The 12339-nt window shown below is 41.5% G+C and carries 10 protein-coding genes and 1 pseudogene; 9 read left to right on the plus strand and 2 right to left on the minus strand.

What is annotated here, in order from left to right:
* Positions 1-42 precede the first annotated feature (42 nt).
* The 4 genes and pseudogenes from fdhF (at position 43) to fdhD (ending at position 5928) form a co-directional block, all read left to right on the plus strand.
* Positions 43-3012, plus strand: coding sequence for a formate dehydrogenase subunit alpha (gene fdhF, locus E2R51_RS13655; RefSeq protein ID WP_483299938.1), 2970 nt, complete (start codon positions 43-45; stop codon positions 3010-3012).
* Positions 3005-3559, plus strand: a pseudogene (locus tag E2R51_RS13660) (helical membrane plugin domain-containing protein); the annotation flags it as partial. The gene fdhF and the pseudogene E2R51_RS13660, both read left to right, overlap by 8 nt.
* Positions 3560-3787: 228 nt before the next feature.
* On the plus strand, positions 3788-5056 hold the full coding sequence (locus E2R51_RS13665; protein ID WP_133377644.1) for an L-lactate MFS transporter: 1269 nt from the start codon (positions 3788-3790) through the stop codon (positions 5054-5056).
* 59 nt (positions 5057-5115) lie between these two features.
* On the plus strand, positions 5116-5928 hold the full coding sequence (fdhD, locus tag E2R51_RS13670; RefSeq protein WP_483299939.1) for a formate dehydrogenase accessory sulfurtransferase FdhD: 813 nt from the start codon (positions 5116-5118) through the stop codon (positions 5926-5928).
* Between the two features lie 58 nt (positions 5929-5986).
* On the opposite strand, the gene E2R51_RS13675 is transcribed toward fdhD, so the two are convergent.
* Together E2R51_RS13675 and E2R51_RS13680 are read right to left on the minus strand one after the other, a co-directional pair.
* A complete protein-coding gene (locus E2R51_RS13675; protein ID WP_165967229.1) occupies positions 5987-6367 on the minus strand; it encodes a sporulation protein in 381 nt (126 codons plus the stop codon).
* A 109-nt stretch (positions 6368-6476) separates the two neighbouring features.
* The gene (locus tag E2R51_RS13680) at positions 6477-7697 is read right to left on the minus strand and encodes an MFS transporter (RefSeq protein WP_133377646.1); all 1221 of its coding nucleotides are present in this window, start codon (positions 7695-7697) and stop codon (positions 6477-6479) included.
* Positions 7698-7941: 244 nt separating this feature from the next.
* On the opposite strand from E2R51_RS13680, the gene E2R51_RS13685 reads away from it, so the two are divergent.
* From E2R51_RS13685 to E2R51_RS13705, 5 genes are all read left to right on the plus strand, one after another.
* A complete protein-coding gene (locus E2R51_RS13685) occupies positions 7942-8793 on the plus strand; it encodes an STAS domain-containing protein (protein ID WP_133377647.1) in 852 nt (283 codons plus the stop codon).
* A 27-nt stretch (positions 8794-8820) separates the two neighbouring features.
* Complete coding sequence (locus tag E2R51_RS13690) at positions 8821-9657, plus strand: STAS domain-containing protein (protein ID WP_133377648.1); 837 nt, start codon at positions 8821-8823, stop codon at positions 9655-9657.
* A gap of 186 nt (positions 9658-9843) precedes the next feature.
* Positions 9844-10863: a GTPase gene (locus E2R51_RS13695; protein WP_306462122.1), complete on the plus strand. Its 1020-nt coding sequence runs from the start codon at positions 9844-9846 to the stop codon at positions 10861-10863.
* A 324-nt stretch (positions 10864-11187) separates the two neighbouring features.
* A complete protein-coding gene (locus E2R51_RS13700; RefSeq protein ID WP_240733083.1) occupies positions 11188-11751 on the plus strand; it encodes a GNAT family N-acetyltransferase in 564 nt (187 codons plus the stop codon).
* A 105-nt stretch (positions 11752-11856) separates the two neighbouring features.
* Positions 11857-12282 (plus strand): MarR family transcriptional regulator, encoded by a 426-nt coding sequence (locus E2R51_RS13705; protein WP_133377649.1) that lies wholly within the window; start codon positions 11857-11859, stop codon positions 12280-12282.
* Positions 12283-12339: the final 57 nt, after the last annotated feature.

Consider the following 12339-nt stretch of genomic DNA (forward strand, 5'->3'; position numbering starts at 1 on the left):
AATAGAGGTAATTTTCATACTATTGACAAAATACGAGGAGAGATGGCCGTGCAAGATAGAATACGGATAAACATAAATGGCAACGAGTTAAATGTAGACGGGTCTCAAACGGTCTTACAGGCGCTAACTGACCACTCCATTGAAGTGCCTCAGGTTTGTTATCACCCAAGTCTTGGGCCAATTGAGACCTGTGATACATGTATTGTTCAGGTGAATGGAGAATTTGTGCGATCCTGTTCTACCAACCTCAGCCCGGGAGATGTAGTGGATACCCTTCACCAGGATGTGAAAGAAGCCCAGATTATCGGGATGGACAGGCTCTTAAAAAATCATGAATTATATTGTACAGTATGTGATTACAATAACGGCAGCTGTGAAATACATAACACTGTAAAAGAGATGAAAATCAACCATCAAAGCATGCCGTTTGAAGACAAGCCCTATGAGGTCGACGATTCCAATCCCTTCTATCGCTATGATCCCGATCAGTGCATTCTTTGCGGCCGCTGCGTAGAAGCATGTCAGGACGTGCAGGTAACCGAAACACTGACGATCGATTGGAGCCTGCAGAAACCCCGTGTTATTTGGGATAAAAATTCAAAAATCAATGAATCCTCCTGCGTATCCTGCGGTCACTGTTCTACCGTTTGTCCCTGCAATGCCATGATGGAAAAAGGCATGGAAGGGGAAGCGGGCTTTTTAACTGGAATCGCCAAAAAGACCCTCCGTCCAATGATTGAAATAACAAAAAATGTGGAAACGGGCTACGGTTCAATTCTGGCAATCTCTGATATGGAATCTGCTATGAGGGATGAACGGATTAAAAAAACAAAAACCGTTTGTACATATTGCGGTGTTGGATGCAGCTTTGATATCTGGACGAAGGACCGGAAAATCCTCAAGGTTGAACCGCAGGCAGAAGCACCGGCCAACGGCATTTCAACCTGTGTAAAAGGAAAATTCGGATGGGACTTTGTCAACAGTGAGGAGCGTATTACAAAACCGCTTATCCGTGAAGGGGATGCGTTCCGTGAAGCTGAGTGGGAAGAGGCACTTGAGCTTATTACATCAAAATTCTCCCATGCTAAAAAGCAATACGGACCTGATTCGATGGCATTTATCAGCTCTTCCAAGTGTACAAACGAAGAATCCTATGTAATGCAGAAGCTGGCACGTGCCGTAATTGGCACCAACAATGTCGATAATTGCTCCCGTTATTGCCAAACGCCTGCTACAGTAGGTCTTTTTCGAACAGTCGGACATGGCGGAGATTCAGGCTCCATAACGGATATTGAAAAAGCTGAGCTGGTATTGATTGTGGGGTCAAACACCTCAGAGTCACATCCTGTTTTAGCGACCCGTGTGAAACGGAGTCATAAGCTGAAAGGCCAAAAGCTCATTGTTGCCGATTTGCGTAAACATGAAATGGCAGACCGTGCAGACTTGTTTATACAGCCAAAACCAGGAACGGATATTGTCTGGCTGTCCGCAATTACAAAATACATTGTTGACCAGGGATGGGCTGACAAAACATTTCTTGAAAACCGTGTAAATGGTTTTCAGGAATACACAGCAAGCCTTGAAAAATACACGATTGATTACGCGTCTCAGGTGACTGGGATTGAAAAAGATATTTTAGTTTCCATGGCGGAACAAATCGTAAATGTTAATACAGTATCCGTACTATGGGCAATGGGAGTTACACAGCATGTGGGTGGAAGTGATACAAGTACAGCCATATCAAATTTATTGCTGATAACTGGGAACTATGGCAAGCCCGGCGCTGGAAGCTATCCTCTTCGCGGTCATAACAATGTACAGGGAGCGAGTGATTTTGGGAGTATGCCGGATCGATTCCCTGGCTATGAAAAAGTTGATAATGATGCTGTTCGTTCTAAATATGAGAAAAAGTGGGGTGTCGACCTGCCGGCAGAAGCAGGACTGAATAACCACGAAATGATCGCTGCCATCCATGATGGAAATCTTAAAATGATGTATTTAAAAGGGGAAGACATGGGTCTTGTGGATTCAAACCTTAACTATGTACATGAAGCATTTGAGAAGCTTGAGTTTTTCGTTGTACAGGATATTTTCTTATCCAAAACCGCTGAATTTGCAGATGTAGTTCTTCCAGCGAGTCCAAGCTTAGAAAAAGAAGGAACGTTTACGAATACAGAACGCCGCATTCAGCGTCTTTACCAGGCGCTTGAACCGAAGGGTGATTCGAAGCCTGACTGGAAAATCATTCAGGAAATTGCCAACCGTCTAGGTGCAAACTGGAATTATGCTCACCCAAGTGAAATTATGGAAGAGGCGGCATCGCTCTCACCTATTTACTCCGGCGTAACCTACGAGCGGTTAGAAGGTTACAACAGTCTGCAATGGCCTGTGGCGCCGGATGGAAAGGACTCACCGCTGCTGTTTGTCGATGAATTTCCATTCCCTGACGGCAGGGCACGACTTTTCCCTGTTGATTGGACAGAACCGCTTCAATATGAAAAAGAATACGATCTTCATGTAAACAACGGCCGTCTGCTGGAGCATTTTCATGAGGGGAATATGACATACAGGTCAAAGGGCATCACTTCCAAAACACCTAAAAACTTTTTAGAGGTCTCTCCTCAGCTTGCAAAAGAAAGAGGTCTGGAGGATGGCACCCTTGTTCGTTTAACCTCTCCTTATGGCCAGGTGAAGGTGGAGTGTCTGGTGACAGACCGGGTGAAAGGGAAGGAAGTTTACCTTCCGATGAACGACTCGGGAGAAGGCGCGATTAACTATCTCACAAGCAGCTATGCCGATAAGGATACGGATACGCCTGCATATAAAGAAATTAATGCAAAGCTTGAAATCCTGCGCCAAAAAGGCGACAGTCCACTGCCCAGAACCAACCATCGAAACGGCAATCCTCAGCCACAGATTGGTGTTCAGGTTCAGGAAAAGTGGAAGCGTGAAGACTACATCTTCCCCGGTGACCTGGTGAAGATCAAGAAGGAGTCGAGCTATCGTGGCTAAAGCGACTAAAGTAATTCATCGGCTTGAACGAAGTGAAGAAGACATTCGGAGAGAGGAGTTAGAAAGCATTGAAAACATGCTTCTGGCTAACAAAGAGATAGTAAAAGAAGTATTTGAAATTCTTCAGCATATGAAAGACCGCGGAGTCCTGGACATCGTCTCCGCATTATTTGCCCGAGGCGATAAGGTAATGGATATCCTCGTTAAAACGGCTGATACTCCTGAAACAGCGAACACATTAAAAAATCTTCTGCTGATGCTCGGAACACTCGGTACGATTAATGTTCAGCAGCTCGAACCGATCATCCTCAAAATAAATACCGGGATTGCCCGTGTAGCCGAGCTGGAGGAACATGAGGAGAAGGGCGGATACTTTACCCTTCTTCGTTCTCTGAATGATCCGGATGTAAAACGGGCCATGGCAGTGGGAGTTACCTTCTTAAAAGGAATCGGTGAAAAACAGGATGAACTTGAGCGGACAACCAAAACACCGGAAGAACAAAAGCATGAAGAGAACGAACGTAAACGTGAAGGAAAAGTGCGCGAATTTAAAGGTGAAGAATCAACCGGAATTCCTGAAGAAGACAGCAGCAAGAAAAAGAGAAGGCGTAACAAAAAAGCTGAATCTGGCGGCAAAGGCTGGATGCTTGCAGCAGCAGGTGTTTCCCTTCTTTCCATTCCTCTTTCAATGGCAGTTAAAAACAAAGAGATTGTGAAAAAATAAGAAATTTTTAAAAAAGATCCAGCTTCTTAGAAAGGGGAAAGGGGAAAGAGAATGGCTAAAACAAAAAACCGTTGGCTTATTGCTGCAGCTGCAGTAGGAATTCATATTTCCATTGGTTCGGTTTATTCATGGAGTGTTTTTTCTAATCCATTGTCAGAAAAGCATGGTTGGTCATCGAGTGAAGTAGCCCTTACATTTAGTATTGCAATTTTATTCTTAGGGCTGTCTGCTGCATTCATGGGGCATTTCGTCGAAAAGCACGGACCAAAAAAATCAGGGATAGTAGCAAGTATTTGTTTTGGAGCAGGGATGATTGGGGCAGGCTTCGCGGATAGTATAGGAAGCTTGTACTTGCTTTATTTTTTCTATGGGGCCCTGGGTGGAATGGGGCTGGGTATTGGCTACATAACTCCCGTTTCTTCGCTCGTAAAATGGTTTCCCGATCGAAGAGGACTTGCAACCGGACTGGCTATAATGGGGTTTGGTTTTGCATCGTTAATTGCCAGCCCTGTCATAGAATCGTTAATTAACGGCACGGGAATTGCGAACACTTTCTTATTATTGGGAGCTATTTATTTTGTCCTAATGATCAGCTCTTCGTTCTATCTTTCGGCTCCGCCAAAGGATTTTGTTCCTAAAGGAATGACACAGAAGGAATTAGACGAAAAAACAAAGAATAAGAAAACAGGCGATTTGTCTCAGCTTACTGCAAATGAAGCGGTCAAAACGGTACGGTTTTGGGCATTATGGGTTATGCTTTTTATAAATGTTACCTGTGGTATTGCTGTAATTGCCGTAGCCTCCCCGATGGCCCAGGATGTGGCGGGCATGACGGCTGGAGGAGCTGCTTTGATGGTGGGAATCATGGGATTGTTTAATGGTTTTGGCCGGATAGGCTGGGCTTCAATTTCTGATTACATTGGCCGTCCTAATGTGTATACAACATTTTTTGCACTGCAGGCAGCAGCATTTGTTCTGCTGCCAAGCGTTTCCAATGCGATTATATTTCAACTTCTAATTTTTATTATCCTATCTTGTTATGGAGGAGGCTTTGCATCGATTCCTGCTTATATTGGGGATTTGTTTGGAACGAAGCAGCTTGGTGCAATACATGGATATATTTTAACAGCCTGGGCAGCCGCCGGGCTCGTAGGTCCAACAGTTGTGACCAGAATAGAAGAAGCGACAAACAGCTATCAGCTTACAATGTATATTTTTACGGGTGCTTTTGTCGTAGCTTTGGCAGTGTCATTGCTAATTCGTATTAACATCAAAAAAATACGCAACAATAATGCTAGTTCAGCAAAGGCAGCAAGTTAAGGAGCAAAGCTCAAGTGGTTCATTTCACTTGGGCTGTTTGCTTGAAAAGGAGAATGGCCGTGGAGCAGTTAACAACTACAACAAGAAAAGTACTTCGAATTGGAAATGGGGAAGCTGAGTGGTTCGATGATCGGATCGCGACGGAACAAGCCATTACCATAAAATTAAACGGCGAAGAATTTGTTACAATGGTGTGCACGCCAGAGTATATAGAAGATATGGCAATCGGCTATTTGGCCTCAGAAGGAATCATTCGAAGATTTGGGGATATAAATGGCATTCGAGTCGATGGAAAACAAGGCTTTGTACACATTGAAACCTCTCATATCAATCCTCTTTATGAAGGGCTCCAAAATAAACGATATCTCACCTCCTGCTGCGGGGGAAGCAGACAGGGCTTTGTTTTCGCCAGTGATGCAATGTCTGCTAAACAGATGACCGGTAGAAATGTCCGTTTGACTCCAGAAGATTGCACCCGCTTAATGAGCGAAATGCAAAATGGCGCCAGCACCTTTAAAGAGACCGGTGGTGTTCATAATGCAGCATTATGCTCGACAAGAGGGTCTGTACTGAGCAGAATGGATATTGGCAGGCATAATGCCCTGGATAAAATTTATGGGCATTGCTTGAAAAATAACATAACAGTGAAAGACAAAATAATCGTTTTTAGCGGCAGGCTCTCTTCTGAAATCCTTCTTAAAGTTGCAAAAATCGGATGCGAAGTTGTTCTTTCCAAGTCAGCCCCAACTGAACGTGCGCTCGAACTCGCACAAGAACTTGAAATTACCGCAGTCGGATTTATCCGGGATACATCCATGAACGTATATACCTGTCCGGAACGGATCATCATTGAAAACAGGGCACTGAGTTGAGCATACTGCAATATTAAAAAACGGGACAAGCACCAATTGGGCCTTGTCCCGTTTTCATTTATTCTTTTACAATTTCTATTTCATCATGGTCTGTGCATTGCACATTTTTGTCAAAAACCAAACGCGTTCGAAAACGATATTTCGTTTGCGGCAAGCTTTCAGGTAATGAATAGGAAAATGGGATTTTTGTGTAACTCTCATGATCAATTACTTTTGACATATAGATAGTGGCTGCTACCTCAACCATCGTTTCCGACTCATTATCCTCATTAACCTGCATTAAATCACATTCTAATCGTGAGACCTTCTTTTTGCTTTTAGGACCTTTTAATTGAAACTCACCCTTAATTCTTTCGCCGGGCTCCAATTGATTATTATCCAAAATAAGGTCGACTTTCCCTACATCCCGGTAAATCATTCTTTTAATTTTTGCAATCATTACTTTCCAGCTCCTTATGCTGTAAACATTAGCCAGCATTACTGCTCAATGTTTTATCTTATCCATTAATACGTTTTTGAACACTAAAAGTTCCATGAGAATAAATATTTTAGCCGACTTGGCCTCCGGGTGTATTCTCCAGCACATCGCCATTACGCAATTGACGAAACTTAAAGTAAAATACAGCTGTCATGATAAAGGACAAAAATCCAAATACGACCACCATTAGCTGCAGCCCGATCATATCAAGCAAAAATCCAGTTAATAAAAGTACAATCTGAAAGATCAGGCGGTCAAGCATGTTACGGAACGAAAAGAATCGGCCGTGAAACTCTTTTGGCACCCGGGTCTGAAATATTGTTGCCGCTGTTGGGAAAAAACACCCGACCGAAAAACCAAAAACGATAAATGCGACAATCGTCATAAACGGTATATCAGCAAAATAAAGCAGAAACTGTGATATGCCTATAATAAGCGAGAATGTAAATAGAATTGAATAGGGAGAAAATCGATCACCAAGTTTTTTTATATAAAATGCGCCGGCCATAAAGGACAGTCCTTCTGCTGTGTATATCCAGCCTTTAATGGCAGAACTGTCTTGAATTTCACTTATATTAATTACCATCAAATTGAAACCGCCTATAAATAATAGAGGGATAAACGTTAAAACCAGTGTCATCAGAACAATTGGCAGATCTTTAATGATCGGAAAAACATCCTTAAAGCCTTTATTTAATTTTTTTGCAGAATTGGACAGTGGCTCTGCCGTCTGTTCGTCAATTTGCAAAAGCCAGGTTACGCCAAACAGAATGGCATAAGCGATGAGTGACATGACATACATCATAGACAGCGGCATGATCGTCAGCAATATTCCTGCAACGGCAGTTCCGAGAACGCGTGAAAGAGTAGAGACATTCATATGAATTCCATTTAATTGAAGTAGCTCTTTTTCTTTCACCACTAGCGGTATGGCTGCCTGGAGGGCTGGAAAGTAGAAAGCTGCTGACATCTGAATGAATATAAGAAAAATAATCATCCACCATACAGAGCCGGTTTGAATGGCGATTAACATGAAAACAACACTAAAAGCCCGGACAAAACCGGAAGCAAGCATGACTGACTTTTTCTTTAGCTGATCTGTAATACGGCCAGCCAGCGGTCCAATTGCGACGCCTGCAAGAAGCCCGGCTGCCAGTATAACGGCTTTTAAAAAGTCAGAGGGCACTTTTTCCTGCATGAATTCCAGGTTTCCAATTATTCCTAGCCACAAACCAACGCCGGCAACAAATTCGCCAACTAATAATATCCAAACATTTCGATTATGCAACATACTGGAATCCTCTTTCCTGATCGTTTCGTATTACGGAATAGTATGATTCAAATGCCCAAATTTGTCTATGTAAAATTGTAAAACATAGATTAGGAACTTCATTAATTGAGGAAGAAATCATCACAGGTCTATCTTCAAAAATATTATTTATACAGCTAATACTAATTTATTCATTTCGTGATAAAATTTACATTAGAAGTGCAAACAATTATTGCAAATACAGCATTTTTAGGAGGAGACCGAAATGGATAAGGATCAATCACTATACCATTTCCTGCAAGAGAATTCAGAAAAAATAAGTCAAGAGTGGTATGATACGATAGAAGAAACGGATGGAAATTCAGTTTATGCTGCAGTCGATCCTTCTGTGGTGGAGGCCCTGAAAAAACAAAACCTCACATTTAACTATTTATTAAACCGCATTTTTAATCATGAAGAAGATTTCTTTTATAAAGAAGTTAAAGTCTGGGCTATATCAATTGCGGAAGATAAAGAACACCAGCGGACTCCTATTTATAAAATAATCCGGGAGTTTATGAGAGTTCGAAATATTTACCTCTCATATATAAAGAAATATTCGTGTATTTACAAGGAACAAGTCAATGTGGATAAAATGGACCAATGGAGAGACCGGTTAATAAAAGCAATGGACTATTCCGTTAACCTATTTGTTGAAGAATCGTTTCGAACATCCGAACGTCAAATCGATGCTCAAAAAGAGATGATTTATGAATTGAGCTCTCCTGTTATTTTATTGCATAAAGGTGCCGCACTTCTTCCCTTAATTGGAGATATCGACACTGAGAGAGCAAGGATTATTATGGACAGCACCCTCCAGCAGTGCACCGAAAAGCATGTGACCCATTTGTTTTTGGATTTGTCAGGAGTATTGATTATTGATACGATGGTTGCTTTTCAATTATCTCAGCTTATGACCGCGTTAAAGTTAATAGGCGTACAAACAACGATTTCAGGTATAAGGCCTGAGATAGCTCAAACCTCGATTCAGCTGGGTATTTCTTTTGATGAAGGAAATATTACTTCCACCCTGGCACAGGCAGTAGCACGGACGCTTGTATCAATAAAAGAAAACTAGTTTTACTTAGATCGGGAGGAAATTACAGTGGATGTTAAAGAATTAATTGGATCAGCTATAATAGAAAGCAGCTTTTCTCTCGCAGAAAAAATGAATGAAGGAATTGATAAAGGTTTTGTGAAGTCAATTTTTTCAGAAGAGGACGTTATTGAATTAAATCAGTGGCGGGCTGAGTTTATTAATTACTTAGGGGAAGCAATTAAAGCCGGGTCGAATGAAGGTGTATGGGAAAAAGCGGCTCAATGGGCTAAAACATCCGGCGAAACAGCAGTAGCAAGGGACGTTGCCCTAAATGATGCAATAACGACATTAACCTCCTGGAGAGTCGTTACATGGGAAGCAGTAGCAGAAAAAATTGATGAGCTCGAGTTGTCTGCACGTAATATGCTCGATATTTCATTTATTATTGATCCTTTAATTGATCATGCTGCTCAAATATTCTGTGTTGAATACGTCGAAAACTACCGCCAGCATATCAGCAAAGCACAAAATACTGTAATCGAATATTCCGTGCCGGTAGTAGGACTGTCAGATGATGTGGCAATATTACCTTTGATTGGCGAACTTGACGATGAACGTGCAAAAATACTAAAAGAAGTGGCGCTTCATAAATGTCTGGAGCTCAGAATTTCAACGTTAATATTTGATTTATCCGGTGTGCCAATGGTGGACACCATGGTCGCCAATGAATTATCACAAGTTATTGATTCACTGAAGCTAATTGGCGTAAAAACGGTATTAACCGGTCTGCGTCCGGAAATTGCCCAGGCAGTTGTTGAAATTGGCATTAAGTTTGAAGGCATGACCATTAAAAAGAACCTGAAAAGCGCTATTGAAGAATTGCAAAATACATCGAACTTGTAAAATATATACCAAAAGCCTGCTGCCGAAACGGTTCAGCGGGCTTTTTTAATAAGAAAATAATAGAGTTAAACGACCGGGCCAACACTTCCTGCAGAGTAAATGGACATCATTTTACCTTAAGTTAAATAAAGGATATAGTGGGAATAAGTTATTAAATAAATAACAGTAGAAACGGGGCTGATTCTTTTGACAGAAAATAATCATGGAAACTATAAAGAATTTGATCACTGGTATGAAGAGGAAATGAAAAAAGTTAATCAGCAGCTTGATCAGGAAATATTGATTGCGATGATCGGGGATGTCAATGCAGGAAAGTCCTCCACAATCAACAAACTCATTGGAGATACCGTAGCCGAGGTTGGAGCAAAGCCTGGGGAAACAAAAGATGTTAAACGATATCAATATAACGGCAAGATATTTTTTGTGGATACACCGGGACTGGATGATATTATTAAGGAGCATTCTGGGGAGACCTTAAAATTTTATAAACAGGCCGATGTGGTGTTATTTTTCTTAAATGCTGCAGGTACGGTTTTATCAGATGGAGAATTAAAATCACTGAAGGAACTGGAAGGCATCAATAAAAATATCGTCATCGTGTTAAATAAGATTGATGCTGCTGAAGACATTCCGGCGCTGGTAGATTATATAAAGAAACATACAAAAAATAAGCATCAGATTGTTCCCATTTCCTCAAAAACAGGGGAAAACATGGATCAGCTTCGCAACAAATTACTTGACCTGTTAAAAAAGAAAAAAAAAGATATCCTCTTCGCAAAAAATATAAAAGCAAAATCGTCGACAGCAAAAAAATGGATTTTTGCTGCGAGCGGTTCAGCAGCAACGGTGGGCGCGTCTCCGCTGCCTGGTTCTGACATCATTCCAATCACTGCCATTCAGGTGGGATTAATGGTTAAGCTCGCTACATTATATGATAAACCGCTCTCCAAAGAGCGAGCGAAGGAGCTTGCGATTGCTACTGTGGCTGGAAATGTAGGCAAGAGTGTTTTCCGCCAAATTGTCAAAACATTTCCCGGTGTAGGTTCTGTTGCAGGAGCAGGAGTAGCAGGCGCCATGACTTTTTCTTTAGGGCAGGCCATGAAATACGCCTATGAAAATAATATTGATCTGGACGTTGAAGCTCTGCGTTCAATTTATGATCTTTTCATGAAAAGATATCCTTCTCTTGTTGGGAAAAATGATTAACTAACTGATGTTCTCATGACAAACCGTCGTGAGAGCATTCTTTCTATCTATGCAGGATCATTGTTTTTTATCAACAAAGCCTCTAAAAACGAAGGTTCATTGGAGCGGAAGGTGGCGACTCCTGCGGGATGCAGCGGGAAAGGTGAGACGTTGAAGATGCGAAGCATCAAAGTGGCTCACCCCCGCCCCGCGGAAAGCGCCGCCTGAAGCGGAAATGAACCGGTCTTATTTAATGCTTTCGTTATGACCCACCCTCACTTTTTAGGGTACAAGTCATTTTGAGAGAATTGAGCAGAGTAAAAGAGTAGATAGGGGGCACGGAAGATGATGGAAAGCAATAAAGGTCCTATTTGGAAACACGACCAGCTGGCTGTGCGTTATTTAACAAAAAAAGACGTACCGCTTCTTGCAAAATGGCTTTCTGATCCTAAAGTGCTGTCGTATTACGAGGGACGGGACAATCCTTTTGATGAAAAGAGAGTTCTGGAGAAATTCTTCAGAGAACTAAACAATGAAGCAAAATGTATTATTGAATATGATCATGAGCCTATCGGTTATCTTCAATATTATGAAGTGGATAATGGTACGAAATTTATGTACGGTGTAAATGATAAAAAATGTGTATTTGGGATGGATCAATTTGTCGGGGAAACGGCTTACTGGAACAAGGGGATTGGCACACGTCTTATCGGGGAAATGACCGAGTATTTATTTGTGGAATATAAGGCAGACAGTATTGTAATGGATCCGCAGGTCCGAAATAAAAGAGCGCTCCATGTTTATGAAAAATGCGGATTTAAAAAGGTGAAATGTATGCCAAACCATGAGTGGCATGAAGGGAAATATCATGACTGCTGGTTAATACGCAAGGACAGCAGCTGGAAATAATTTAACCGGCCATGGGCCTGAAAGAACGAAAGACAATTGATTGACAAAGCAGGATACGCGGAATATATTTAAACAGGTTAACTAAAATAAGTGTGGTGGTTATTTTTGGATTCAAATGAAATGGACAGCTATTTAGAACGGCTCCAAAATGCGTATGAAACGACTGTGAGGAAATTGGGCAATGATCTTCTAAGCCGCAGTGAATTAGGAGTTACAAGGTCTCAATATTATATTTTATACCTGCTCTCAAAACAGGGGTTTTTTACGGTTTCCGATTTAGCTGAAAAGCTTGAGGTCAAGCCAAGTGCTGTGACGGTAATGATCGACCGCCTGTACAAAATCAATTTGGTGAAAAGGGACAGGGATGAAAGTGATCGCAGAATTGTGAAAATCGGCATAACATCTGAAGGCATCCAGTTTTTAGAACGGGCAAAACTAAAGAGAAATGCTGTGCTGAAAGACCACTTGTCCCGTTTGGATGATGAGGAATTACAGTCTTTTGTTGCTATATTTGAAAAGATCGCAAAATAAAATGGCAGGGAACATTTTTGTAATATACTTAAATACTTTAAATATTAACCAAGTTAA

The sequence above is a fragment of the Jeotgalibacillus sp. S-D1 genome (assembly GCF_004358665.1).
In the GTDB taxonomy this organism is placed as follows: Bacteria; Bacillota; Bacilli; order Bacillales; family Jeotgalibacillaceae; genus Jeotgalibacillus.